Annotated in this window: 21 protein-coding genes; 9 read left to right on the top strand and 12 right to left on the bottom strand. The window is 68.7% G+C overall.

Annotation, left to right across the window (positions count from 1 at the left end; translation table 11 throughout):
* Positions 1–44 precede the first annotated feature (44 nt).
* Together SK803_RS01590 and SK803_RS01585 are read left to right on the top strand one after the other, a co-directional pair.
* Positions 45–1,079 (top strand): sugar ABC transporter substrate-binding protein, encoded by a 1,035-nt coding sequence (locus SK803_RS01590; protein ID WP_319963880.1) that lies wholly within the window; start codon positions 45–47, stop codon positions 1,077–1,079.
* Positions 1,076–2,998, top strand: coding sequence for a putative bifunctional diguanylate cyclase/phosphodiesterase (locus SK803_RS01585; RefSeq protein ID WP_319963879.1), 1,923 nt, complete (start codon positions 1,076–1,078; stop codon positions 2,996–2,998). The genes SK803_RS01590 and SK803_RS01585 overlap by 4 nt, the downstream gene beginning before the upstream one ends.
* Here the strand turns inward: SK803_RS01585 and SK803_RS01580 are convergent.
* Positions 2,989–3,927, bottom strand: coding sequence for a phosphotransferase (locus SK803_RS01580; protein ID WP_319963878.1), 939 nt, complete (start codon positions 3,925–3,927; stop codon positions 2,989–2,991). The genes SK803_RS01585 and SK803_RS01580 overlap by 10 nt on opposite strands.
* Before the next feature lie 118 nt (positions 3,928–4,045).
* Here SK803_RS01580 and SK803_RS01575 point away from each other — a divergent pair, with 118 nt between their 5' ends.
* Positions 4,046–4,966 (top strand): DUF6461 domain-containing protein, encoded by a 921-nt coding sequence (locus tag SK803_RS01575; RefSeq protein WP_319963877.1) that lies wholly within the window; start codon positions 4,046–4,048, stop codon positions 4,964–4,966.
* A gap of 255 nt (positions 4,967–5,221) precedes the next feature.
* Here SK803_RS01575 and SK803_RS01570 read toward each other — a convergent pair whose 3' ends face one another.
* The 3 genes from SK803_RS01570 to SK803_RS01560 all read right to left on the bottom strand — a co-directional run bounded on the left by SK803_RS01570 (position 5,222) and on the right by SK803_RS01560 (position 9,165).
* The gene (locus SK803_RS01570; protein ID WP_319963876.1) at positions 5,222–8,233 is read right to left on the bottom strand and encodes an amidohydrolase family protein; all 3,012 of its coding nucleotides are present in this window, start codon (positions 8,231–8,233) and stop codon (positions 5,222–5,224) included.
* Between the two features lie 80 nt (positions 8,234–8,313).
* The gene (locus SK803_RS01565) at positions 8,314–8,751 is read right to left on the bottom strand and encodes an SRPBCC family protein (RefSeq protein WP_319963875.1); all 438 of its coding nucleotides are present in this window, start codon (positions 8,749–8,751) and stop codon (positions 8,314–8,316) included.
* 24 nt (positions 8,752–8,775) lie between these two features.
* Positions 8,776–9,165, bottom strand: a complete 390-nt coding sequence (locus tag SK803_RS01560) for a hypothetical protein (RefSeq protein ID WP_319963874.1) — start codon at positions 9,163–9,165, stop codon at positions 8,776–8,778.
* A gap of 198 nt (positions 9,166–9,363) precedes the next feature.
* Between SK803_RS01560 and SK803_RS01555 the strand changes: the two genes are divergently transcribed.
* Positions 9,364–10,518 carry a metallophosphoesterase gene (locus SK803_RS01555; protein WP_319963873.1) on the top strand — a complete coding sequence of 385 codons (1,155 nt, stop codon included), beginning with the start codon at positions 9,364–9,366 and terminating at the stop codon, positions 10,516–10,518.
* Here SK803_RS01555 and SK803_RS01550 read toward each other — a convergent pair.
* Together SK803_RS01550 and SK803_RS01545 are read right to left on the bottom strand one after the other, a co-directional pair.
* A complete protein-coding gene (locus SK803_RS01550) occupies positions 10,505–11,032 on the bottom strand; it encodes a histidine phosphatase family protein (RefSeq protein WP_319963872.1) in 528 nt (175 codons plus the stop codon). The genes SK803_RS01555 and SK803_RS01550 overlap by 14 nt on opposite strands.
* Positions 11,029–11,946 carry a hypothetical protein gene (locus SK803_RS01545; RefSeq protein ID WP_319963871.1) on the bottom strand — a complete coding sequence of 306 codons (918 nt, stop codon included), beginning with the start codon at positions 11,944–11,946 and terminating at the stop codon, positions 11,029–11,031. The genes SK803_RS01550 and SK803_RS01545 overlap by 4 nt, the downstream gene beginning before the upstream one ends.
* Positions 11,947–12,536: 590 nt before the next feature.
* On the opposite strand from SK803_RS01545, the gene SK803_RS01540 reads away from it, so the two are divergent.
* On the top strand, positions 12,537–13,646 hold the full coding sequence (locus SK803_RS01540; RefSeq protein ID WP_319963870.1) for a hypothetical protein: 1,110 nt from the start codon (positions 12,537–12,539) through the stop codon (positions 13,644–13,646).
* Here the strand turns inward: SK803_RS01540 and SK803_RS01535 are convergent.
* The 3 genes from SK803_RS01535 to SK803_RS01525 all read right to left on the bottom strand — a co-directional run bounded on the left by SK803_RS01535 (position 13,624) and on the right by SK803_RS01525 (position 17,090).
* Complete coding sequence (locus SK803_RS01535) at positions 13,624–14,802, bottom strand: sugar efflux transporter (RefSeq protein WP_319963869.1); 1,179 nt, start codon at positions 14,800–14,802, stop codon at positions 13,624–13,626. The two genes, SK803_RS01540 and SK803_RS01535, sit on opposite strands and share 23 nt — an antisense overlap.
* Positions 14,803–14,866: 64 nt before the next feature.
* Complete coding sequence (locus SK803_RS01530; RefSeq protein ID WP_319963868.1) at positions 14,867–16,219, bottom strand: gamma-glutamyltransferase family protein; 1,353 nt, start codon at positions 16,217–16,219, stop codon at positions 14,867–14,869.
* Between the two features lie 88 nt (positions 16,220–16,307).
* On the bottom strand, positions 16,308–17,090 hold the full coding sequence (locus SK803_RS01525; RefSeq protein WP_319963867.1) for a hypothetical protein: 783 nt from the start codon (positions 17,088–17,090) through the stop codon (positions 16,308–16,310).
* A gap of 265 nt (positions 17,091–17,355) precedes the next feature.
* Between SK803_RS01525 and SK803_RS01520 the strand changes: the two genes are divergently transcribed.
* Positions 17,356–17,949: a DedA family protein gene (locus tag SK803_RS01520; protein ID WP_319963866.1), complete on the top strand. Its 594-nt coding sequence runs from the start codon at positions 17,356–17,358 to the stop codon at positions 17,947–17,949.
* Here SK803_RS01520 and SK803_RS01515 read toward each other — a convergent pair.
* The 3 genes from SK803_RS01515 to SK803_RS01505 all read right to left on the bottom strand — a co-directional run bounded on the left by SK803_RS01515 (position 17,856) and on the right by SK803_RS01505 (position 21,227).
* Entirely contained in the window at positions 17,856–19,064 is a 1,209-nt protein-coding gene (locus SK803_RS01515; RefSeq protein WP_319963865.1) for an MFS transporter, read from the bottom strand. The two genes, SK803_RS01520 and SK803_RS01515, sit on opposite strands and share 94 nt — an antisense overlap.
* A 55-nt stretch (positions 19,065–19,119) precedes the next feature.
* Positions 19,120–20,331 (bottom strand): MFS transporter, encoded by a 1,212-nt coding sequence (locus SK803_RS01510; protein WP_319963864.1) that lies wholly within the window; start codon positions 20,329–20,331, stop codon positions 19,120–19,122.
* Positions 20,332–20,492: 161 nt separating this feature from the next.
* Positions 20,493–21,227: a carbonic anhydrase family protein gene (locus tag SK803_RS01505; RefSeq protein ID WP_319963863.1), complete on the bottom strand. Its 735-nt coding sequence runs from the start codon at positions 21,225–21,227 to the stop codon at positions 20,493–20,495.
* Positions 21,228–21,339: 112 nt separating this feature from the next.
* Between SK803_RS01505 and SK803_RS01500 the strand changes: the two genes are divergently transcribed.
* From SK803_RS01500 to SK803_RS01490, 3 genes are read left to right on the top strand one after another with little or no spacing between them, the layout of a single operon-like run.
* The gene (locus SK803_RS01500; RefSeq protein WP_319963862.1) at positions 21,340–22,623 is read left to right on the top strand and encodes a serine hydrolase domain-containing protein; all 1,284 of its coding nucleotides are present in this window, start codon (positions 21,340–21,342) and stop codon (positions 22,621–22,623) included.
* The gene (locus tag SK803_RS01495) at positions 22,623–23,756 is read left to right on the top strand and encodes a serine hydrolase domain-containing protein (RefSeq protein WP_319963861.1); all 1,134 of its coding nucleotides are present in this window, start codon (positions 22,623–22,625) and stop codon (positions 23,754–23,756) included. The genes SK803_RS01500 and SK803_RS01495 overlap by 1 nt, the downstream gene beginning before the upstream one ends.
* Positions 23,756–24,106, top strand: a complete 351-nt coding sequence (locus SK803_RS01490; RefSeq protein WP_319963860.1) for an MmcQ/YjbR family DNA-binding protein — start codon at positions 23,756–23,758, stop codon at positions 24,104–24,106. Before SK803_RS01495 ends, SK803_RS01490 begins: the two co-directional genes overlap by 1 nt.
* Positions 24,107–24,127 lie beyond the last annotated feature (21 nt).

The raw sequence follows: 24,127 nt of genomic DNA, 5'->3' as shown, positions 1-24,127 counted from the left end.
GGCGTTATCCCGATTTGGCACCAAGCGATGTAGCATCGGCCGCCATGCGAGCTGCGGCACTGCTGCTGGGTCTGGTGCTGTTATCCGGGTGCGGTGGTGCCGCGAAGTCGGAGGCGCTTCCGCACGTCGGTTTCGTGGTCAAGCGCACAGGCGGTTCCTTCGCACAGGAGATGACCAGCGGTTTTCACGAAGGAGTCGGCCGCATCGGTGGTGTCAGCGCGACCGTGACGGGCCCGCCGGGGCAGGACGGGCACAAGGAAGTCGAGTTGTTCCGGGATTTGACGATGGCGGCGAAAGGCGGAATCGCCGTCGCCACGTCGGAACCGGCGCTGATGGCACCGTCGATCGGTGAGGCGTTGACCCAGCACGTCGCCGTCGTCGGTGTGGACATGCGCCTCACCGCGAGTTCCAAGGTGAAACTGCACGTCGGTAACGACAACTACGAACTCGGCGAAAAGCTGGCTGACGAGTTGATGCGCCGATTGCCCCCGGACGCGACCGGAACAGTGGTGGTGGGAAACACCGCGCCGGGACTCGCCGGGTTCGACGACCGGGCCGACGGACTACGGGGTCGATTCGCCGAGAAACTACCGAGGGTATTGGTGCTGGGCCCGTTCGACACGCAACGTGATGACGAAGCGAATCGCGACGCGTGGCAGCGATTGGTGGCAGCGAACCCGAACGCCCTGGCGTTCGTTGGAACGGGCGACTGCGACGGGGTCAACCTCGCCGCGATACGGACCGAGAGGTCGGCGAAGTGGCTGGTGGGCGGTTTCGGGGTCGACCCGAGAACGTTGCAGGCGGTGCGGGACGGCGCGATGGTGGCGACGATCTCCCCGGAGCACTACCTCAAGGGCGCCGTGGCGGGCTGGTTGCTCGCCCGGCACGCGACAGGTGCGGCGGCACTGCCCGCGGGCTGGGTCGAGACGCCGGGGCTGACGGTGACCACCGCGAACCTCGATCAGATCCTGCACCGGCAGGAGTCGGAGAAGGCGCGCAAGGACTTCTTCCAGCCTCAGATCGACAGCTTCGTCGAGGATCCGGCGAGCTGGGTGCGACCGTTGGAGCAGGCACGGTGAGCTTTTGGGAAGGCCGGGCCACCGCACGCGTGGCCACGGTGGGGCTGACGCTCGGGCTGCTCGCCCTCGCGGGTCTGGCGCTGTGGAGCAGCGTCAGCGCGCAGGCGACGACCGCGCACGTCCGCGCGCTCAACAACTCCAGTGAGCGGTGGAGCCGCGTGCTGGAGCACATCAACGTCGCCGACAACGCCTTACGCGACATCCAGGTCGCACGCACAGAGCAAACCATCGAGCCGTTGGAGAACTCGGTCGGTTCCGCGCGCGACGAGCTTGAGTGGCTGCGCACGCAGGGCCAGCCGAACGACATGGCGGTCGCGGCACGGTTGTTGCCCCTCTACGACCAGACCACGGACATCCTGCGCAAGGTCATCGCAGGCCAGGACCCGTTGCAGGCCGACCAGGCGGGGCTCGCGCACTCGTCGTTGCGCCGCCAGATCTCCTCGACGATCGGCGCCCAGCGGCTCGACACCACCGAGTACCTGAGCGCGGCCGACGAGAAGAACTCGCAGCTGCGCGTCGCCCAGATCGTGGCGTTCGTGCTGGACGCGTTCCTGGTGGGACTGTTCGGCATGGTCCTGCTGGGACACCGCCGCAAGATCCTGCGCCAGGCCGCGAAGAACGAGCACGAGGCCCACCACGACGCCCTGACCGGTCTGGCCAACCGGACGCTGCTCGCGCGCCGGATGGAACAGGCCGTGGTGAAGGCGCGCAAGAAGGACGAGCCGCTGGCGTTGCTGATCGTGGACCTGGACAGGTTCAAGGAGGTCAACGACTCGCTCGGGCACCACTCCGGCGACCTGCTGCTGCGCCAGGTGGCGAACCGCCTCTCCTGGGCTGTGCGCGACACGGACCTGGTGGCACGGCTGGGCGGCGACGAGTTCGCCGTGCTGCTGCCCGGCGTCGGCTCGGCCGAGAACGCCGGCATGGTGGCGGAGAAGATCCTGCAGGCCCTGGCCATGCCGGTGACGCTGGAGGGTCTGGAGCTGGAGATCGCGGGCAGCGTCGGTGTGGCGCTGTGCCCGTCCGACTCAGGTGACGGCCACGAACTGCTGCGGCACGCGGACATCGCGATGTACGCCGCGAAGCGCGAGAAGTCCGGTGTGGCCGTGTACGACGCACGCCTGCACGAACGCGGCGCCGCACACCTGACCGCCGTGACCGAGCTGCGGCACGCGATCGACCGCGGCGAGCTGTTCCTCCACTACCAGCCCAAGGCCCTGGCCGACACGGGCGCGGTGTGCGGCGTCGAGGCATTGGCCCGCTGGCAGCACCCGACGCGCGGACTCGTGCGTCCCGACGAGTTCATCCCGATCGCCGAGGAGAACGGCCTCATCGAGCCGCTCACCCGCTACGTCATCGACGCCGCGCTGCGCCAGTGCCGCGCGTGGTCGGACGCGGGCTGGGAGGTGCCGGTGTCGGTGAACGTGGGCGCGGCCTGCCTGCACCACACGGAGTTCCCCGGTGACGTGGCCGACCTGATCAAGCGCCACGGGCTGCCCGCGCGGTTGCTGACGCTGGAGATCACCGAGTCCGCGATCATCTCGGACCCGGACCGCGCGGTGGAGGTGTTGCGCGGCCTGACCGAGCTCGGCGTGCGGCTGTCCATCGACGACTTCGGCACCGGGTACTCGTCGATCTCGTACCTGCGGAGCATGCGGGTGCACGAGATGAAGCTCGATCGGTCGTTCGTCACGCACATGTGCACCGACGCCGGCGACAGCGCGATCGTGCACGCTCTCGTTGCCCTGGCCCGCAACTTCGGCCTGCAGGCCGTGGCCGAGGGCGTGGAGGACCAGGACACCTGGACGGCCTTGGCCAAGGCCGGTTGTGACGTGGTCCAGGGATATTTCCTCAGCGAGCCGTTGCCCGCCGAGGAAATCGTCGCCTGGCTGGGAGATCGCGCGGCCGCTCACGCGTAGGGGTCGGTGTCCCGCCACTGGTTGATGAACGGCTTCATGAACTCGACCATGGCGGGCAACTGGTCCGCACACGACAGGTAGGCGATCACCCGGATCGCGCCGACCGAGTTGACGAACCTGAGGACGTCCTTGTCGAGCGGCCGCAGGTCGTTCCTGGCGGCACCGCGGTCGTAGGCGGCTTCGAGCTCCAGGCCGAGGCCGCCGAGATCCCACTCGACCGGGCCGCGCGTGATGAGCTCGAAGTCGGAGAACAACGGGCCGTTCGTGCTCGCGAAGATGTTCGCGGGCGGCGAGTCGCCGTGGATCGGCTGCAGGTCGACGTTCGGAAACGCCTTCCGGAACGCGTTTTCGTCGCTGACGAGCGGTTCGAGGACCTGCCATTCCTGCTTGGCCCTGGCGAGGTCCTGCGGGTCGACGATGTCCGGGCTGTTGTCGAGCCTGTCGAGCGCCTCCGTCACGAACCTCGGTTCCGCCGAGGACAGGAAGTCCAGTTCGCCCAGGTAGTTCTTCAGGGCCTTGTGGAGGTCCGCGGTGAGCTCGGAGTTCTTGACGTAGTCCGGTTCCTTGGTCTTGTCCTCGTCGGTGAACGGCCAGAAGGTCATCGAGAAGCCGTTCTTCTGGACCGGTTTGCGCTCCAGCAGTGGGCTCGGTGGGATGACCGGGGTGCCCTGGTCGTGCAGCCACTGCGCCACGTCCAGCTCCTGCTGCTGGCGCTTGGCCAGATCTGCCAGGGTGGTCGTGTGCGGGAGGACGGTCGGGATCCGGGCCACCACCGGGGATGGCGCGAGGTGCACGACCACGGAGAAGAGTTCGTAGAGGACCTTGCCCTCGGTGATCTCGAGACCTAGTTCGCGACCCGCGGCCACGGCTGCTTCTTTGGCGGCGTCGGTGCGGTGGGCGATGTCTTCTGGGGTCGCGAACGCTGTCATGGCACGATCGTGTCACGACCCCTGTGGTGTGTGCAGATCATTTATGGTGGGCCCAACGCGCCAGGCTCGGGCTGTTCTTCGACGCGCGGCGCTGGACCGGCGAGCCTTGGGGGATCACATGCGCGACCATTCCTGGGCTGACGCCCATCCCGGCGAACAGCCGTTCCTGGGCGAGATCTTCTCGCTCGCGTTCGTCCGCGACGTCGAACCTCTCGAAGCAATGCGGCGGATCGGCGGCCTGCCGGACACCCTGGCCGAGCGCACACCGGAGCAGATCTGCGCGCTGCGCAACTTCGACGACGGCTACCCGGAAGTGGTCTGCGCGCTGGCGCTCGGCGAGTGGATGGTGCTCGTCCAGCCGACGGGGTTCTGGCTGGCGCACCTGACCGTCGCGTTGTCGCGGGGCACTGAAGCTGTTTCGCTGTCACGGCACGACTACGCGACGTCGAGCTTCAACCACGCTGTGGACGGCACGCTCGTCGGCGGCTTCGACGTGAACTACCCGCCCGTGCACTACGGCGCGGACACCGAACGGTTGCTCGGCCTGATGCGCGAGGCGGGGTTCGACCCCGACGACGAGGAGGGCGAGCACGATGCCGGCATCAGCGGCGCGTTGCGGCTGGCCGAGCTGATCACCGGGGTCGCGCCGACGTTCGGCCAGCTCGTCGCGCCGTTGCCGAGCATGCACTTCGACCACTGGTTCAGCCGCCACCGTCCATCCGGTTCCCCCTCCGAGCACACCGCCGAGGAGATCATCGCGGAACTGGACCTGGCGCGGACGCCCGGTCTGGTCGAGACACTGGCGGCGGCCCGGCGCGGCGAGCACGTCGTCGTGACGCCGGAAAGCGAGCTGGGACAACACGTGCGCGAGTGGTCCACGCTGTCACGGCGCGCGAGCAGGTCGCTCAACAGCGCACGTGGCCGGATGAGCGACCAGGAGCGCGCACGTGGTCACCGGTTCGGCTGGCTGCTCCAGGAGCTGTCCTTCGCGTTCCGGCCGGACCTGGCCTGGTGCCGTGGCCCTAAGCAGGCTGCCTGAAGTCTTGTCCGTTACTCGCGGGGCGGTTCGGCGTCGGGCCCGATGGCGTCTGCAAGTACCACCAACTCAACATCAACAGGCATCTTTCTACTACCAACGGGGCGTTTCGGGCCCGAGAACCTGGTGCCGGTGCTGCGGGATGCGGAACAGGTCGGGTGTAGTTGACGGCGATTCGATCAAGAGTTGGTGGTACTTGCAGACGCTCTCGGCGCCAACGGGTCGCTGAGGTTCCGGACAGGACTTCTAGCCAGGTGCTCAGTGGTCGCAGCAGACGCGTTCCGCCCACTCCGGTTCGTGCCACCAGTGCTTGTTCTCGGCTGACGGCAGGGCCGGCAGGTCCGCGGCGTAGGCGCCGAAGGTCGGCTGCTCGCCGCGGTACGGCTCCAGCAGGTCCCCGACGCGGTGGAGCTGTCCGCCGACCATGACCTGCTTGACGTTCGCCGCCGCCCTGATGTCGGTGAGCGGGTCGCCCTCGACGAACGCGATGTCCGCGGGTGCGCCCGCGCGGATCGTGCCGAGGGGCAGGCCCAGCCACTTGGCCGGGTTGCGGGTGGCGGTGATGAGCGCTTCCCGTGGGGTGAAGCCGTATTCGACGAGTGCGCGCAGGTTCATGTGCGTGGCGGTGGCGGGGCTGTCGAGTGGTGCGTCGGTGCCGCAGATGACGAGGCCGCCACCGCGGTGGACCTTCAGGGCGAACTCGACCCAGCCGCGCAGGATCGCGCGGGACGAGGTGCCGGCCGGGGTGCCCTGGTTGTTGGCGTCGGCCAGGTTCCGCTCGTACTCCCACGGCGGGTAGAGCACGCGGGTGCGTTCGTCGGTGGCGAGCGACTTGTCCTTGTCGTACAAGGCGCGCGAGTGGAACAGCGTCGGTGTCATCGACATGCCGGAGCTGGTGAAGAGCGCGACCACGTCCTGGTACGCGCGGCCCTGGCGGGTGATGGTGTGGGAGTAGCCGAGGCGGTTGGTGGCACCGACGTGTTCCATGCCGTCCATGCCGATGTTGGCCGCCGGGTACAGGTAGTGCGAGGACAGCGGGACCTGCGATCGCTGCACGGCCGCGCGTTGCAGTTCGACCGGCAGGCGCACATAGGTCTTGATCATGTCGTAGTCGAGCTCGTGGGCGCGGCGCAGTTCGAGGTCGAGCTGGGCCTTGTTGAGCGTCGGGCGCATGAAGTTGTAGTAGACGCGGGAACCGTCGACGGCTTCACCGGTCGCGTAGAACCGCGGCCCGACAAGGGATCCCGCGGCGAGCGCCTCGCGGGTCTCGACCATCTGGTAGACCGGGTCGCCGGGTGAACGGACCGTCGTGATGCCGTAGGCCAGCCACACCAGGCCCTGGCGCGCACCCCACTGGCGGCCGCGCAGGTGCCAGTGGTTGTGGGCGTCGATCAGGCCGGGGATCGCGGTCAGGCCCGAGGCGTCGACGTCGGCGCGGCCGTGCTGCGGCCGGATCTCCTTGACCGCACCGTTCTCCACGACGATGTCGACGTTGCGCTTGAGCTCGTGCGCCTCGCCGTCCCAGTAGGCGCCGACGCGGATCACCTTGCGCTCAGGCGCCTGCGGCCTGCGCCAGCTCAGGTCGTGCCGGATCGTCGTGGGCCTGCCGTCCAGTGTGGACCTTCGCAGTCTGCCGTTGTTCAGGTACACCAACGCGTCGTTGCCCTGCCACGCCAGCGAGTCGGTGAACTCGCGGGTCACCTGGCGCGGTTCGCCGAGGAAGGTTCCCTTGGCGTCCACCGGAACGACCCACGCGACGCTCTCCACGACGAACGCGATGTGCTTGCCGTCCGGCGACCACACCGGGCCGTCGTCGCCGCGCGTCGCGATCGAGCGGAACGGCATGGGCTCGGTGTACTTGAGCTCGCCGCTGACCAGGTCGACGCTCAGGACCTGGCTGGTGCCTTCGCGGAACCGGCGCGAGAACGGCTTCACCGCGGCGAGGGCGACCGTGTTCCCGTCCTTCGACCAGGTCGGCCTGCCCGGCTGGAACAGCGTCGGCGTGACCTGCCGGCGGCCCTGCTGGTCCGCGATCCACAGCTGGCCGTCCTGGTCGAGGTAGGCGACCCTGGTGCCGTCCGGCGAGTACCGCGGCATGAGCTGCGCGTGCGGCGCCAGCGCGAACACCTTGTCGTCGCCCGTGTTCAGGTCGCGGACCCGCAGCTGCGCGACGCCGGTGCGGTCGCTGGCGTAGATCAGCTTCGTGCCGTCCGGCGAGAAGTCCGGGTCCGAGTCGAAGTACCTGCCGTTGGTGATCTTCTTGGCCCTGCCGTCGCTCAGCAGGTAGATCGCGTTCAACGCCCGGAAGGCGATCTTCCTGCCGTCCGGAGACACGACCGGGCTCGCGATGCCCTTGACCGCACCGCCGACGAGGTTCTTCGTGCGGTGCGGCCGCCGCGTCGTGCGCACCGGGACCGTCGCCTCGAACGGAATGTCCTTTGTGGACCCGCTGGAGCGCGACCGGATGACGCCGTCGGCGGTGTACAACACGCTGTCGCCGTCCCAGATCGGCGCGAACCCGAACACGTCCTGCCCGGTGACGACCGCCGTGGCACCCAGCATCAGATCGGCCTGACCGGGCCGCATCCGCGTGTAGCTCGGCTGGTCACCCGGACCGAACGCGGCGCCGAACAGCTGCGCACCCGCGGGCGCCGTGACGAGCCGCTCGCGCTTGCCGTCCAACGACACCACGTCGACCGCGGCGTTGCCGACGGTGACGATGATCCGCGTGCCGTCACCGGACCACTGCGGCGCCGCGGCCTCGTCCGGCACGCCGGTGAGCTGAGTGATCGCATTCGTCGCCACGTCCAGCACGTGCACGCCGTAGCTTCCGGCCCGGTCGCTGACGAACGCGATCTTCGTGCCGTCCGGCGAGAACGCGGGCTCGCGGTGGTCGAACCTGCCACTCGTGAGCTGCTTCAGACCACCGCCGTCGAGCCCCATCACGTACAGGTGGTAGTTGCCGTCCCGATAGGACTGGAACGCGATCTGGCCGCCCGGCCCGAACGACGGCAACGTGGCGTCCTGCAGCTCGTCGGTCAGCTTGCGCGCCGTCCCACCCGCGGCCGGCAGCACCCAGATCGCCGTCACGAGGTCGATCGCCAGCCACTTGCCGTCCCGCGACCGCGACACCGAGATGTTGGTGCCCTGCGTCAGCTTCACCCCGGTGCCGGACGCCTCGGCGGTGCCGATGGTCAGCGTGGACGCGGCGGTGGCGACGGCAGCGGCCTGGCCGGTGCGAGTCAGCAGTTCACGACGCGACAGTTCCATGACGGCGGCACTCCCCAGTGTTGATCCCCTACGAGATCCAGCCTGCCACTGAAGGAGCCGCGCGCTATCGACCGTTCGGTCTAGTGAGCCGCTTCGACGTTTCTTTTGAGACGACCCAAATCCGCGCGTATGCTGCGCCGCACCTGCCAGCGCATCAACGGTTCCGCGACCGCGAAGAACCCGCCAGGCGACCCCGTTGCCCGGATCGCGACGTTCGTCCCGCCCGGCACGTCCTCCAGCTCGTACCGCACGGTCATCGGAAACGGCTTCTCGACCTTCATCTCGATCAGCCGGTCCGGTTCGTGCGCCGTCACCACGTAGCCGTAGTCGAACGTCCGCCCCAGGAACTTCGCCGTCCGCACGACCGTGGCGCCCTGCACCAGCAACCCGGTCTGATCAGGGCGCGACGCGGTGATTCCACCTGTCCACGCGAGGTCGTGGGCGGGATCGAACATGTAGGCCGCGACCTCGGCCCGCGGCCTCCGCACGACGACCTCGGGCCGCACGTCCACACTCATGGCCGGAGGCTAGTCCCAGCAGGACTAGAGAGCGAGCGCACCCTCGATGCGGGCGACCATCGCGTCCTCGGCGTCCACCACGACGCCGTCGGCCTCCGCGACCTCACGGCAGATCGCCAGCACGGCGTGCGGGAACGACGCCGCGTCCTCGGGCGAGCGGGCCGTGAGGGTCTTCATCGTGCGGCGCAGGGCCTCCAGGATGACCGGCTCGATCTCCTCGTCGGTCCCGGCGGGCACGGACGGGCGGGCGCCGCCCAGGACGGTGCGCAGGTCGGGCGACAGGTTGGACAGGGCACGCAGGCCGGCGAAGCGTTCCTCCAGCACGGGGCCGGGGTCGGCGTGGGAGACCAGCAGCATCGCGCCGTACACGGCGGTGCGCAGCGTGCGGCTCTCCTCGTCGGTGTAGAAGATCATGTGGCCCACTCTAATGTCGTCGGTCAGGCGGTTGTGGCGGTACTGATATGAGGACTCGCGGTCGCGCCGCCGGTTGCGTCGCACACCGCGAAATGCCTCGAAAACACGTGTGACGGACGTCTACGGCATCCCGGGCGAACAAAGAGAGCCGTCCGTGCGTTGAGATGGTTTGAGACAGCGACTCTGGAGGATGGACGAATGACGACCACCGCGGCCCGCCCCCGCATCACGGTACGGCGGGTGGTCTTCACGCTCGTCCTCCTGACGGTCACGACACTGCTGTTCTGGGTCCCGTTCGAGGGCCTGTTCGCGGCCAGTGCGGAGTGGCCCGACCCGGTTCGCCCGATCGCCGCGGTCATCTTCGCCGCGGCTGCCATCTCCATGATCGTGCTGTTCACGAAGCGGAACTCCGACCGCGCCGCGCGGATCTCCCAGTTCCTGCTCGGCTTCGTCTGGATCGCGTTCGTCTGGACGCTGATCTCGGACGTGCTCAGGCTCGCCCTGGCCGTCGGCGGCGTCGAGAACCCGTTCCGCTCCCGCCTGATCGCGGTCCTGCTCGCAGTCCTCATCGCCGCGGTCACGGTTTACGGCGTCTACGAGGCCATGCGCGTGCCGCGGATCAAGCGCCAGGACGTCACGATCCCGCGCCTCGACCCGGCGTTCGACGGCCTGACCGTCGCGGTCATCACCGACACCCACTACGGCGCCATCAACCGCGCGAAGTGGTCACGCGGCATGGTCGACGCGGTCAACAAGCTCAACGCCGACGTCGCCGTGCACGTCGGTGACATCGCGGACGGCACCGCCGACCAGCGCCTGGAGCAGGCCACCCCGCTCGGCGACGTCAACACGAAGCACCGCTTCTACATCACCGGCAACCACGAGTACTACTCGAACGCGCAGGGCTGGATCGACCTGATGACGCGGCTGGGCTGGAAGGCGCTGCGCAACGAGCACGTGACGCTGGAGCAGGGCGACGCCCGCCTGGTGTTCGCGGGCATCGACGACATCACCGCCAGCCACTCCGGCGAGCCCGGCCACGCCGCCGACCTCTCCACGGCCCTGCGCGGCACCGACGGCACCGCGCCGGTCGTGCTGCTCGCGCACCAGCCGTCGGAGATCAAGAAGGCCGTCGAGGCGGGCGTGGACCTGCAGCTGTCCGGGCACACGCACGGCGGCCAGATCTGGCCGTTCCACTACCTCGTGCGGTTGCAGCAGCCGGTGGTCGCCGGCCTGAGCAGGCACAGCGAACGCACCCAGCTCTACACCAGCCGCGGCGCCGGTTTCTGGGGCCCGCCGATGCGCGTGTTCGCGCCCAGCGAGATCACCCTGCTCACCCTCAGAGCGAGCTGAGGTGGCCTGAGTCGTTGAACCGCACCAGGGCAGGCGACTCGCCGCTCCGGTAGCGGATCACGGTCAGCGCGGCGTTGTCGTGGTTCAGCGTCAGCCACCGCTCCGGCGGGGCGTCCAGCGCGTCCCGCACCAGCCAGCTGATCAGGAACGAGTGGGTCACCACCAGCACCGGGCCGTCGCCGGGGCGCGCGAACCGCGTCTCGGCCTCGTGCGCCAGTGCGGGCCCGCGAGTGCGTTCGGACTCGGGGAACTGGTCGAAGAACTCGTCGTGCTCGGGGACGAAGTGCGGCACGAAGTCATCGGCCGCCGCCTCGACCCGGCAGGGCACCTTCAGCACCTCGGCGAGGATCGACGCGGTTTCGGCAGCACGCGGTAGCGGACCGTGGTGCACCGCCGCGAAACCCGTGCCGCGCAACCGTTCCGCGAGCAGCTCGGACTGCTTCCGGCCGCGTGCGGTCAGCCTGGACTCGTCCTTCGTCGCCTCGCCGTGCCGGACCAGATGGAGATCTCTCACGCCGTGCAGTCTGCCTTGATGGCACTCGCGGCGTGATGGGCGTAGGTGGGTCCGGAGTTGTTCCAGTCCTGACCACGGGTGAGCAGCTGCACGGTGAGGTTTCCGCTGGACTTGAACTTGCCAGCGCTGACCCACTGGCCGCGCTTGTCGACCTGCTTGATCGCGAACGAGGCCATCGGGGTGCCGCCGACGCCGTTGCGGTCGAACACGTAGTACACGGTCGGGTTACCCCCGACCTCCTCGAGGTTGCCGTTCGGGACGTGCACGGAGACGTCGCACGTGCCGGAGATGGCGAACGTCCACTGCCCGTAGGCGGAGGCGTCGTCGCGGCGGGAGTCGCCGGACATCGGGATCGACACGAACGTCGAGCCGCACTTGCCGTCGCCGTGGTCGACCCAGCCCTTGCGGCCGTCGCGGTACAGGCCCACGTTGCTGTAGCCGCCACAACCGGGCCCCATGGTCAGCGACTTGACACCAGCGGGAGCGCGGTTGCCGGTGTCGTTGCCGGCCGGTGGCGGTGGCGCGGCCTGCGGCGTGGTCGTCGTCGGGATGAGGCCCAGCGCCGAGGACGCGAGCGTCGAGTTCACGTTGCTCGACTCTTCCGGCAACGCCTCCGGCGGCGTGATGAGGCCGGGCACGTAGCTGTGCGAGGGCGCGGCGATGTCCGTGCCGCCGTCACCGGACCCGCTGCTGAACGTCACGACCGCGATTCCCGTGAGGACGAGGAGCGCGGTGACGGCGGCGATCACGGCGACGCGCCGGTTGAGCGGACGGTGCGGCGGCTTCTCCTCCTGCGCCGGCAGATCGCCTGCCGCGGCCCATCGTTCGCGGCCCCTGGCGCGGGCAGCCTCCATCAACTCTGGGTCGGGCGCCAGATGACGCTCGGTCGGTTCGTCGGGGAACTGGGTCGGCACGGAGCGCAGTGTGCCAGCACCACAGGGTCACCCGAACGCGTGGTTCTTTCGCGAACGGGTCGTTTGAACTCAATGCACCGCACGCTGTGTCGACCGTTAGGCCGTTTCGTCTACGTTCCGTCACAATCGCTGGACCAGGCGGACCCCCATTCCTGACTCGTGAGTCAGGCTAAGCACCGTCCCGCACCTGCGGACACCAGCCTCGCCGGGCCGAAAAAACCGGATCTTGTTCCGGTACGCGGGTCACAGTCGGGAAACACCTGCAGAACGCGTTGATCTCGCAGCGTTTCAGAGCAGCGGAACCGGTTCAGGAGAGGGCGTCGATCAACGCGAGATCTGGCGGCACGAGCGTCGTCGACAGGACGAGTTCCCGCATCAGGTTGTCGTTCAGCGCGTTCCCGGCGGGTTCGCCGACCTCCTCGCGGACGAGGCCCGGCAGTGGGGGACAAGGACGTCGCCGATCCGTCGACGCTGTGCCCTGGCGCGATCGAGTTGGCCGAAGCGGCGGTCGCGAGGCTTCCGCAGGACGCGATCCCACTGGCCGAAGCGGCGGTAGCCAAGGCTCCCTGCGCCGCTTAGGGTGCCGACCCATGTCAGGTAGACAGGTCGTCGTGCTGCTGGCCGCCCTCGTGGCGGGTTGCGGCACGGCCGTCCAGGGAAATCCCGTCGCCGCCCCGCAACTGCCCACGACGTCGACGTCGCAGACCGTCACCGTCGTGACGACGACTCCACCGCCGAACAGCAGTGCCGCTCCCCCGCCGCCCGCTCCGCCGCCCCCACCTCCTCCCGTCGCGAAGTTCGGCAACCCGAACGGTGGCGCCGCCGTGCCACCCGAAGCCGCCGCCGAGGACACCTCCAAGCCCACCCGCGTGGTCGGCACCGGCGCTCCCGCGTCCTGCACCTCGCAGGCCGTGGTCGACGCGCTCGCCGCCGGCGGGGTCATCACCTTCGACTGCGGGCCGAACCCGTTCACCATCCCCATGGCCGCGACCGCGAAGGTCCGCGCGAAGACCGTCCTCGACGGCGGCGGCCGGATCACGTTGAGCGGCCAGGGACAGCGCCGGGTGCTCGACCACAACGCGCCGAGGCTGGTGGTCCAGAACATCACCCTCGCCGACGGCAACTCGACGGGCGACACGGCCGACGGCGGGGGCGGCGGCGCGATCATGGTGCGCGGTGGTCAGCTCAAGGTCGTGAACTCCCGCTTCGCCGGCAACAAGTGCGACACCAACGGCCCGGACCTCGGCGGGGCCGCGATCCGGGTGACCGACTGGGCCGACAAGGTGCCCGTCTACATCACCAGCAGCACGTTCGAGGGTGGCGTGTGCTCCAACGGCGGTGCGTTGAGCAGCATCGGCGCGTCGTGGGTGGTGCTCAACAGCCTGATGAAGGGCAACAAGGCCATCGGCAAAGGGGCGAACCCGGCGCGCGGCGGCACGCCGGGTGGCGGCAGCGGTGGCGCGATCTACAACGACGGCAACACGTTCACGCTGCGGGTCGCGGGGTCGCTGATCGAGGACAACACCGCCAACGAGGGCGGCGGCGCGGTGTTCTTCGTCAGCAACGACAAGTCCGGCTCGATGTCCGTCGAGAGCTCCACGCTGCGCCGCAACCCCAGCCTCGGCTTCGAGACCATCAAGGGGATCTTCTACCTCGGCGTGGGAGAAAAGCCGAAGGTCACCGCCTCGACGATCCAGTGAGCCTGCCCGCGACCAGCAGGAGCGCGAGCCCCAGCACGCACATCGTGAAGCTGAAGCCGTAGACCCAGCGGAACCCCAGCTGCTGGGACACGCCGAGCAACGCGCCGGCGACCATGCCGCCGACGATCTGGGTGTTGCTGAACATCGTCGTGGCGTGGCCGGGCCGGCCGGGGTCGAGGCTCTGGAAGTAGGTGATGCCCACGCCCATGACCAACGAGATGACGGTGGCGTGCAGCAGCTGCGCGCTCATCACCTGCCACACGGAGTCGGTGAACACCATCAGGCCGTGGTAGCTCAACGAGATCGCCGCACCGATGACCACGAGCTTATGCTGCGACATCCGGTTCGCCAGCGAGCCGAACCACAGCATCATCGGGATCTCCAGCGCCGCGCACAGACCCATCGCGAGCCCCGCGTCACCCGCGGTGCCGTTCAGCTCGGTCGTGATGAACAACGGCAGGCCGCCCACCGCGAGCGCGACGGCACCCTGCAGGAACACGAACGCGGCCGAGACGACCGGCATGTTGCCGCGCGCCTGCCCGGCCACCTCCTCGACCTCGTCCTCCACGGGCGCCGCGGGCGGCACGGGAAGCGTGAGGGCCAGCACCGCGACACCGAGCAGAAGTGCGGCGGTGGAGGCGAAGAGCCCGACCCAGCCGGTCTTCGCGACGAGCAGCGCGGCGACCGGCGGTCCGGCGACCCAGGCGACGGAGAGCAGCGTGCGCAGGACGCTGACGACCATCGACGGTCCTTGTGAGACCTGACGGCCGTACGCGAAGAGCTGCGGCAGCAACGATCCCGTGATCGCGATGAAGATCACCGACGTGCCGAGCAGGAACCAGTAGTCGCGCAGCACCGCGAACAGGCCGTAGCCGATCGCTCCGGCGACACCGCCCACCGCGAGCATGTACCGGCGCTGCACCCGGCCGTCGGACAGCCTGCCCATGATCGTGCTGGCGGCGACCATCGCGAGCGGGCTGACGATCAGGAAGAAGCCGAGCTGGAACGGCGTCACCTTGATCTCGCTGGTGAGGAACAGCGAGTTGAACGGCAACGCGAACGCCATCGACACGCCGGTCACGACGCTGATCGCGGAGAGTTGGAGGAACGTACGGGACAGGAGCGGCGAGGATCTTCTCTCGCTGAGTGCCGTCACCGGTCCATCGTGCTCGTTGAGCGATCAATCAGGAAACCAGATATCTCATTATGCGGGCAAAGTCTCACACAACGAGGACCGCACCGTCCCTGCGGTGATCTGCACCACCTCTGAGCAGGCCTGATCCGGTCATTTCGACCACCTGGCAGCCGCCGAAGAACATGTTCGGCGCCCGGAAGAAGGTCACCGGGAGCTCGCTTTCCGGTCGAATTCCCGGTTCGACGTGGAGGTGGTCCCCGCTGAGGTGCATCCGGGGCGCGTCGACGGCGTCCTGGGCGGGCATGCCGCGGTCGAGGACGTTCACGAGCACCTGGAGGATCGCGCCGCAGATCCGGCTCGACCCCGCGCTGCCGAGCACGAGTTCCGCGCCGCCGTGGTTCGTGACGACGGTCGGCGCCATCATCGACGGCAGCCGGTCGCCGGGCGCGTGGCTGAAGAACCCGTCGGGCGACAGGTCCTCCTCCCCCATCATGTTGTTCAGGTGCACGCCGGCGATCGAGATCCCCGAGCCCGCGCCGTTCGTGGTGGTGACCGAGCAGGCGTTGCCGTCGGCGTCGAGCACCGAGATGTGCGTGGTGGAGCCGAGGCGGTTCAGGTGCGCCTTCGGGGTCGCCAGCGCGCGGATCAGGTCTTGTTGCGACGGGTTGTCCGGCAACGCTTCCAGCATCTGCGTGAGCAACGCACCGCCCGCCGCGGGTGGTGGGTTCGTGTGGATGTCACGGCCGCGGTGCCGCACGTGCAGGGGTTCCCGCTCGACCACTTCGTAGGCAGCCAGGTCGGCGCGGCTGAGGTCGCCGCCGTTCGCGCTGATCGTGTCGGCGATCGCGGCCGCGATGTCGCCGGTGTAGAACGGCGCCGCGCCGTCGTTGCCGAGCCGTTCGAGGGCGTCGGCGACTTCGGGCTGGACGAGGATTTCGCCTTCCTCGAACGCGTTCAGGCCCGCGCTGTGGGCGAGCGGCAGCAGCAACGAGGTGACGTACGCCTGGTACCGGTTCACCCGATGGCCTTCACGGGCGTGCGTCGCCGCGGCGGTCACGAGTTCGTGCAGCGGTGCACGGCCGTAGGTGGCGGCAATCGCGGCACCGGCGGGCATGCCGAACGCGGCGACCGATGACGGTCCCACGTGGAATTCCTGCTGCGCGTCACCGAAGTGGACGGTGATGGGGTCGAGCGGAGCCCTGGCGCCGGTGGCGCCGCGGCCGGGTGCCTCGGCCGAGAAGTCCAGCAGCACAGGGGTACCGCCTGCCGGAGCGATCATCATGTACCCGGCGGCGCCCAGCCCGGTCAGCAACGGCTCGGTGACGCAGGACGTCAGCATCGCCGCGACGGCCGCGTCCACGGCGTTCCCACCGGCGCGCAGCATCGCCGCGCCCGCCTGTGCGGTGAGCGGGTGGCCCGCCGCGATCGCGCCTCGCACCGTTGACCTCCGAGTCTGCTTCCCACGGGGAAGTGAAGGCGAACAACGGTAGACCTGCGGGCGATCAGCGGGCCACCCGACCCACGTTCTACTTCTTGGTGGCCGTGTAGTTCCGGAAGTTGATGTAGGTGTCGAGGATGTCCGACGAGGCGCTCTCGACCGAGCGGTAGATGCCCCACTTCGGCCGGACGTAGTCACCCTCGTCCGGGATCCGCACACCGGACCGCTTGCCCTGCACCGCGATCGGCGCGTTGGCACCCGTGCCGTTGCGGAGCACGAAACCGACCGTGCCGCTGGAACCCGGCGTGATCGTCCACTCGACAGTGACCCACTTGTCGCGCAACGGCGCCAGGTTGGTCGAAGCGATGTCCGGCGCACCGGACGTGCTGAACGCGCGCGCCCGGATCGTTTCGGTGCTACCGCTGCGGCTCAACGACAGGGTCGTCCACGGCCCACCGTTGGTCGAGGGCGTCTTGGTCTGGAAGATGTGCGTGAACTTGCTCGTGCCGTGCAGTGATGACGGCATGTACATCTCGTACGAGATGACCCAAGTCTCGCCGTTCTTCATCTTGATGGCGCTGCCGTTGCTCACCATGCCCTTGGACTCGGTGCGCTGGCGGTCACCGCCACCGGTCGTGTCGCGGTCGTTCTTCCAGATGTTGAACCGGTAGTGATCGCCCTGCACGACGATGTACTTGCCCTTGCGGTCGGGGAACTTGTTGCCGCGGTCGACCTCGATGCCCTCGAACGCCTTGAGGCCGTCGGTCGCGGGGTTCGGGCTCCACGCGGGTGCCGCGTGCGCGGGACTCACGGTGACGAGCATCAGGGCTGCGGCAGTGAGCGCGGCCCTGCGGGTGATGCGCGATTCCATCGTTCGGCGCGTCCTTCCTGGCGGCGTACGACAGGGGGAGCACATCGGGCGGCGGAGCGATGCCTCTTTACGCCGTCGAAGGTAGGAGGTCTCGACCTGCGATGTCAACGAAAGTGACCGAACTTGACGACGAGTGACAAGATTCATCGGATTAGTTCGGTTGGAATCGCGATCGTTCCTCATAACCGGTCCCCGCCTGGTCCCGGCGGGCGCGGAAGCTCGCGAGAGGGTTGAGGGGCCGGGCAGAACGGGTAATTCGACGACCATGGAGTGGATCACGCGCCTGATGGAGGCGCTGGGCTCGCCCGGCGCGGGGCTGGCGGTCGCGCTGGAGAACGTGTTCCCGCCGGTGCCGAGCGAGGTGATCCTGCCGCTGGCCGGGTTCACCGCGGGCCAGGGCAAGATCTCGCTGATCGCCGCGATCCTGTGGACCACCGCGGGTTCGGTCGTCGGCGCGCTCGCCCTGTACGGCCTGGGCGCGTGGCTCGGGCTGGAGCGGTTGCGCCGGATCGCGGACAGGGTGCCGTTCGTGAAGGTGTCCGATGTGGACAAAGCGGATGCGTGGTTCGACGAGCACGGCACCAAAGCCGTGTTCGTCGGGCGGATGGTGCCGGTGGTGCGGAGCCTGATCTCCATCCCGGCCGGGGTGTCCGGGATGCCGGTCGTGAAGTTCACGCTCTACACCGCGGCGGGCAGCCTGGTGTGGAACACCGCTCTGATCCTCGCCGGGTACGCGCTCGGCGAGAACTACGAGCTGGTCGACCGCTACCTGGGATGGGTCTCGACGGCGGTGCTGGTCGCGCTGGCCATCGCCATCGGCTGGTTCGTGGTCTCCCGCGTCAAGGCGCGCCGTTCGTAGAGCACCGAGGCGACCGCGATCGCCAGGCCTGCCAACGACAGTGCGACACCGACCCAGGCCGTGGACGGGTAACCCCAGCCCGCGGCGATCGCCAGGCCACCGAGCCACGCGCCCGCGCCGTTCGCGACGTTGAGCGAGGAGTGGTTCGACGAGGCCGCGAGCGACGGCGCGTCCGGCGAGGCGTCCATCAGCCGGATCTGCAGCGCGGCGGCCAGGATCTGGATGACGAACCCGAGCAGGAACAAGAAGATGAACATGAACGCGGGGATGGACGCGGTCAGTCCGAACAGGACCAGGATCACGCAGACCGCGATCAGACCGCCGAACACCGAACCCATCGAGGACCGGTCCACGAACCGCCCGCCGAACGTCGCGCCGAGCGTCATGCCGAGCCCGAACACCGCGAGCATCCACGGCACCGCGCTCGCCGGCAGCCCTGCGACCTCGGTGGTGAGCGGGGCGACGTACGAGTAGACGGCGAACATGCCGCCGAAGCCGATCATGCCGGTGAAGATCGCGAACCACACCGTCGGCCGCTTGAACGCGCGGACCTCGCCCTTCATCGACGCGCCCTCGACTGTCGGCACCCGCGGCACCCAGGCCGCGATCGCCACGGCTGTGATGATCGCGATCACCGCGACCGCGAGGTAGGCGGTCCGCCAGCCGATCTGCTGACCCGCGGCCGTCGCGAGCGGTACGCCCACCAGGTTCGCCACGGTCAGTCCCACCATCACGCGCGCGACCGCCGTCCCCCGTCGTTCGGGAACAACGAGCGTCGCCGCCACAACCGCCGCGATGCCGAAGAACGCGCCGTGCGGCAGCCCGGCCACGAACCGGGCGAGCAGCAGGAGGGTCTTGTCCTGAGCCGCCGCCGACAACCCGTTGCCCAGCGCCACGGCCAGCATCAGGCCGATCAACATGCCCTTGCGCGGCAGCTTGGCGCCGAGCACGGCGATCAGCGGCGCGCCGACGACGACACCGGCGGCGTAGAGGCTGATGGCGTGGCCGGCCTCGTAGTCGGGGATCTTGAAGGTCTCCGCGATCTGGGGCAGCAGCCCCATCGTCGCGAACTCGGTCGTACCGATGCCGAACCCGCCGAGCGCGAGCGCGGTCATGGCGCGGGTGGTGTTCAAGGAGTGGCCCCAGATCTCAGTGCTGGTCAGCTGCGGACTAGTTAGCTACTGGAACGATTTTACGGTCTTTCTGACGCGCTTCAGAAGGCTCCGCGGCGGTGCGCCTGCTCACACGACGGCCGAGCAGCACCGAAACCACCGCCACCGCCACACTCCCGACGACGAGCAGCGCGCCGATCCAGTTCGGAGCGGTGTAACCGAGGCCCTTCCCGATCGCGAGACCACCGAGCCACGCACCGGCGGCGTTGCCGAGGTTGAACGCCGCGATGTTCGCCGCCGACGCCAGCGCCGGCGCGCCCTCCGCGGCCTGCATGACGCGCATCTGCAACGGCGGCACCGTGGCGAACCCGGCCACACCGAGCAGCGCGATGGTGATCGCGGCGGCCCACTGCGAGTGCGCGGCGAAGACGAAGGCCGTGAGCACTGCCGCCAGCGCGACCAGGATGACCACCAGGCTCTTCATCACCGAGCGGTCGGAAGCCTTGCCGCCCAGCAGGTTGCCCGCGAACGCGCCCACGCCGAACAGCACCAGCAACCACGTCACCGCACCCGGAGAGAAGCCCGCGACCTCAGTCATCATCGGCGCGATGTAGGTGAACGACGCGAACACGCCACCGAACCCGAGCGCGGTCACCAGCAGTGCGAGCCACACCTGCGGGTTGCGGAACACGGCGAGTTCACCGCGCAGGTTGCCGGCCTGCGCCTGCTGCTGCGGCACCAGGAACAGGATGCCGAGCAGGCCGATCACACCGAGCGCGCTCACCGCCCAGAACGTCGAGCGCCAGCCCAGTTCCTGACCGAGCGCCGTCCCCATCGGCACGCCCAGCACGTTCGCCAACGTCAGACCGCTGAACATCAACGCGATGGCGCTCGCCTTGCGTTGGGGCGCGACGAGATCAGCCGCGACGACCGAACCGACGCCGAAGAACGCGCCGTGCGCCAGCGCCGCGACGACCCGTCCGCTCATCAGCACGCCGTAGGTGTCGGCCGTCGCGGAGACCAGGTTGCCGACGATGAACAGCACCATCAGGCCCAGCAGCATCTTCTTGCGGGGCAAGCGACCACCGAGGACGGTCAGCACCGGCGCGCCGATCACCACACCCAGCGCGTAACCGGAGATCAGCAGCCCCGCCGAGGGAATCGAAACGCCCAGGTCAGTGGCCACGTCGGGGAGCAGACCCATGATCACGAACTCGGTCGTGCCGATGGCGAAAGCGCTGATCGCGAGGGCGAGCAGAGCGACAGGCATGTCACACAATCCTTGAAGTCGTAGGTTGTCCGCGCGAGCAATAGTTGCACACGCGGGCAATTGCAGGCGACTCCTGAATCGGTGAAGCGCGTCACGCGGGCCCACCCACGAGAGAAGGCCGGCCCCACGGCGGGAACCGGCCTTGTCTCGTCAGCGGTGGATCAGATCCGCGGGACCTCGACGAAGGTCCGTCCGTTCAGCGGCTGCGGCGCACGGGCGTTGCCCGCCGTGAACAGCCCCTTGAACCGGGCGATCGTCGCGGCCGACACGTGCTGCTCGCCGGTGAGGTACCACTCGACACCCTCGGTGAACGGCGCCGTGGTGAGCGACCCGGTGTAGTGCAGCGTGTGGTGCCCGACCGGGAGCAACCGGTTGAGGTCGATCGGCTCGATGTCCACCGGCGCACCGCACTCCGGCGAGAGCCTCGCCAGCACGTCGTCCACGACGGAGTGCCCGCCGACGACCAGCGGCACGCCGACCACCAGCAGCTTGCCCTCCGCGCTGCGGTGCACGAGGTGCATCTCCAGCGGGGTGTCGCGGCCGGCGAACTGGTGCTCGGACGGCGTGTGGAAGTGGAACTGCACCAGGTCGTACCGGGTGCCGGCGACGGTGACGTGACCCGATCCGGGCTCGACCTCCGCCTCCTCGGTCTCCTCGTGGTTGCGGATCGTGCAACCGTTCGGGTCGGCCGTGTCCTTGCGGACGTACTTCAGTTCGAGCGCGGAGCTCCCATAGGTCACGTCCAGCTTCGGCGCGTGCGGGTCGAACCGGATCGCGTTCGGCGTGACGTTGACGGGACTCTGCTTCGGTGTCCCCGACTCAGCCGTGCCGACCGCGAAGAAGGACGCGGCGAGCACGAGCGGAAGAAGAGCCGGAAGGGACCGTCTTGGGTTCATTGCTCTACTTTTCACCCGATCGGGTGAAAAGCGGAATGAACTGTGGCCACGCTCTCACAGTTCCGGAATTCGTCCCGGCCGCGAACAGTCCCGTTTTCTATAGGATCTTTCCATGGGGTGGAATCTCGCTGAACTGATCCAGCGTCACAAAGTGCCAGGTGCGCAGGTCGCAGTACTTGCGAACGGGGAGATCGAGGACCACGCGGCGGGCCTGCTGAGCCTGCACACGCGAATTGAGACAACGCCCGACTCGGTGTTCCAGATCGGCTCGATCACGAAGATCTGGACGGCGACTTTGGCCCAGAAATTGGTGAACGAACGTGTTCTTGATCTGGATTGTCCGATTCGTTCTTACTTGCCGGAATTCGAATTGAGCGACCCCGTGGCAACGGAGTCCGCGACCGCCCGGCACCTCCTCACCCACACGAACGGGATCGACGGCAACCTGTTCACCGACACCGGCCAGGACGACGGCGCGATCGCGAGGTTCGTCGCCACCCTCTCCACCGCCGAACAGCTGTTCCTGCCCGGCGCGATGTTCTCCTACTGCAACACCGGGTACGCCGTGCTCGGCCGGCTCATCGAGGTGCTGCGCGGCAAGCCGTTCCACGACGTCCTGCGCTCCGGCCTGGTCACGCCGCTCGGCCTGAACACCGTCTCCACCAACGCCTACGAGGCGATCCTGCACCGCGCCGCCGTCGGCCACGACCAGGGTGCACCAGTCAGGACGTGGGCACTCGCCTACTCCAACTCCCCCGGTGGCGCCCAGCTCGCCATGAGCGCCCGTGACCTGCTCACCTTCGTCCGCCTGCACCTCACCGACGAGTTCGCCGTCCTGCGCGAACCCCAGGTGACCGTGCCGCCGAACCTCGGCGTCCCGCGGTGGGGACTCGGCTGGATGCTGCTCGGCGACGGCGTCGTCGGCCACACCGGAACAACGCTGGGCCAGAAGGCCTTCCTGCGCGTCGTCCCGGAAGCAGGTGTCGCGGTCGCGGTGCTGACCAACAGCCTCGGCGGCCCTGGGCTGGCCCACGAGGTCTTCACGCACACCCTGCGCGAACTCGCCGGCGTCGAGACCCCGCCCCGCGTCACACCGCCCGCGAACCCCGCACCCCTCGACGACACCATGTTCGGCACCTACCGCGGCACGAAGGTCGACTACGTGCTGACCAACGAAGACGGCCGCGCGTTCCTCAGCTACGTGCCCCGAGACGCGCTCGGCGCGGAGTTCATCGGCGAACACCGGCGCGACGAGGTCGTCCGCCTCGACGACACCTCGATCATCACACTCGAACCGGACTTCGGGACGCACTACGTCGCCACGTTCGTCGGCCGCGACTCCGAAGGCCGCCCGAAGTGGCTCCACAACACGAACGCCTGCTACAGGATTGCCTGATGGGGAACCTCAGCGAGCTCACCGCGAAGTACGACGTACCCAACGCGCAGGTGGCCGTGCTGGCCGACGGGGAGATCACCGCCGAGGCCACGACCGACGCGCCGTTCCGGATCGGCTCGATCACCAAGATCTGGACGGCCACCCTGATCCAGCGCCTGGTCGACGAAGGCGCGCTCGACCTCGACCGGCCCGTCCGCGACTACCTGCCCGGCTTCCGGCTGCGCGACCGCGCCGCCGACTCCCTGACCTCCCGCCACCTGCTCACCCACACCGGCGGCCTCGACAGCAACCACTTCGCCGACACCGGCAGCATGGAGGAGTTCGTCGCCGCCATCGCCGACGCGGAGCACTGGTTCCCGCCCGGCGAGGTGTTCTCGTACTCCAACAGCGGGTTCAGGGTGCTCGGCAGGCTCGTGGAAGTGTTGCGCGGCAAGCCTTACGACGACGTCCTGCACGCCGAACTCGTCGCGCCGCTGGGCCTGCGGTCCGTCTCGGCGAACGCCATCGCGCCCGGCAGCTCGCACCTCGAGATGACCGCCAGCGACCTGCTGGAGTTCGTCCGCCCGCACCTGACCGACCCGGCCCTCGCCGCGCTGCGCGAACCCCAGCTCGGTGAGATCCCGGACTTCGGCGGCGGAATCACCGGCTGGGGCCTCGGTTGGATGCTGTACCCCGGCGGCGCGGTCGGTCACACCGGTGTCTCAAAAGGACAGAAGTCGTTCCTGCGCGTCGTACCGGAACAGGGCCTGGCGGTGGCCGTGCTGACCGACAGCCCGCGCGGCGAACCGCTGGCCCACGAGATCTTCACCGCGGCCGGCATCGAGTACGCGCCACCGCCGTCACCACCGGCCGACCCCACCCCGGTCGACGACTGGATGTGCGGCACCTACCGCAACACGTTGTACGACCTCACTCTCACCACCGACAACGGACGCGCGTTCCTGACCTACCACGCGCGCACCGAACGCTTCCCCGGCAAGCCCGCCGTCGAGGTCGTCCGGCTGGGCGACAACACGATCATCACCGCCGAACCGAAGCCCGACGGCCACCACGTCATGTCGCTGGTCGGATCCGACGAACTCGGTCGCGCCGGCTTCCTGCACAACGGCTCCGCCGCGTGGAGGATTGCCTGATGGTCACCGTCGCCGACATCCGCGCCGTGGCACTGACGCTGCCGCGCACCACCGAGCACCTCATCCGCGACCGCGTGAAGTTCCGCGTGGGCCAGATCGTCTACGCGGCCCTGTCCCGCGACGAAACCGTGCTGGGCTTCGGTTATCCGCGCGAGGAACGCGAAGCGCTGGTCGCGAGCGACCCGGTCAAGTTCGCGTTCCCGAGCCAGTCCGACATGCGGTTCCAGTGGGTGCACGCGTCGATGGCCGAGCTGGACGTGGAGGAGATGACCGAGCTCGTCATCGGCGCTTGGGTCATGTGCGTGCCGAAGAAGGTCATCCGCGCCCGCCTCGGCGAGGACTACATTTAGTCAACACTGAAGCTATTGAGC

It is taken from the genome of Lentzea miocenica (assembly GCF_033949945.1).
Taxonomy (GTDB): domain Bacteria; phylum Actinomycetota; class Actinomycetes; order Mycobacteriales; family Pseudonocardiaceae; genus Lentzea; species Lentzea miocenica.
This window is presented reverse-complemented; position numbering and strand designations above follow the sequence as displayed.

Excerpts from the sequence above, each read along its gene's own strand:
- SK803_RS01590 (WP_319963880.1), top strand. The coding sequence starts at position 45 with ATGCGAGCTGCGGCACTGCTGCTGGGTCTGGTGCTGTTATCCGGGTGC.
- SK803_RS01580 (WP_319963878.1), bottom strand. The coding sequence starts at position 3,927 with ATGACAGCGTTCGCGACCCCAGAAGACATCGCCCACCGCACCGACGCC.
- SK803_RS01575 (WP_319963877.1), top strand. The coding sequence starts at position 4,046 with ATGCGCGACCATTCCTGGGCTGACGCCCATCCCGGCGAACAGCCGTTC.
- SK803_RS01570 (WP_319963876.1), bottom strand. The coding sequence starts at position 8,233 with ATGGAACTGTCGCGTCGTGAACTGCTGACTCGCACCGGCCAGGCCGCT.
- SK803_RS01565 (WP_319963875.1), bottom strand. The coding sequence starts at position 8,751 with ATGAGTGTGGACGTGCGGCCCGAGGTCGTCGTGCGGAGGCCGCGGGCC.
- SK803_RS01560 (WP_319963874.1), bottom strand. The coding sequence starts at position 9,165 with ATGATCTTCTACACCGACGAGGAGAGCCGCACGCTGCGCACCGCCGTG.
- SK803_RS01555 (WP_319963873.1), top strand. The coding sequence starts at position 9,364 with ATGACGACCACCGCGGCCCGCCCCCGCATCACGGTACGGCGGGTGGTC.
- SK803_RS01540 (WP_319963870.1), top strand. The coding sequence starts at position 12,537 with ATGTCAGGTAGACAGGTCGTCGTGCTGCTGGCCGCCCTCGTGGCGGGT.
- SK803_RS01525 (WP_319963867.1), bottom strand. The coding sequence starts at position 17,090 with ATGGAATCGCGCATCACCCGCAGGGCCGCGCTCACTGCCGCAGCCCTG.
- SK803_RS01520 (WP_319963866.1), top strand. The coding sequence starts at position 17,356 with ATGGAGTGGATCACGCGCCTGATGGAGGCGCTGGGCTCGCCCGGCGCG.
- SK803_RS01515 (WP_319963865.1), bottom strand. The coding sequence starts at position 19,064 with ATGACCGCGCTCGCGCTCGGCGGGTTCGGCATCGGTACGACCGAGTTC.
- SK803_RS01510 (WP_319963864.1), bottom strand. The coding sequence starts at position 20,331 with ATGCCTGTCGCTCTGCTCGCCCTCGCGATCAGCGCTTTCGCCATCGGC.
- SK803_RS01505 (WP_319963863.1), bottom strand. The coding sequence starts at position 21,227 with ATGAACCCAAGACGGTCCCTTCCGGCTCTTCTTCCGCTCGTGCTCGCC.
- SK803_RS01500 (WP_319963862.1), top strand. The coding sequence starts at position 21,340 with ATGGGGTGGAATCTCGCTGAACTGATCCAGCGTCACAAAGTGCCAGGT.
- SK803_RS01495 (WP_319963861.1), top strand. The coding sequence starts at position 22,623 with ATGGGGAACCTCAGCGAGCTCACCGCGAAGTACGACGTACCCAACGCG.
- SK803_RS01490 (WP_319963860.1), top strand. The coding sequence starts at position 23,756 with ATGGTCACCGTCGCCGACATCCGCGCCGTGGCACTGACGCTGCCGCGC.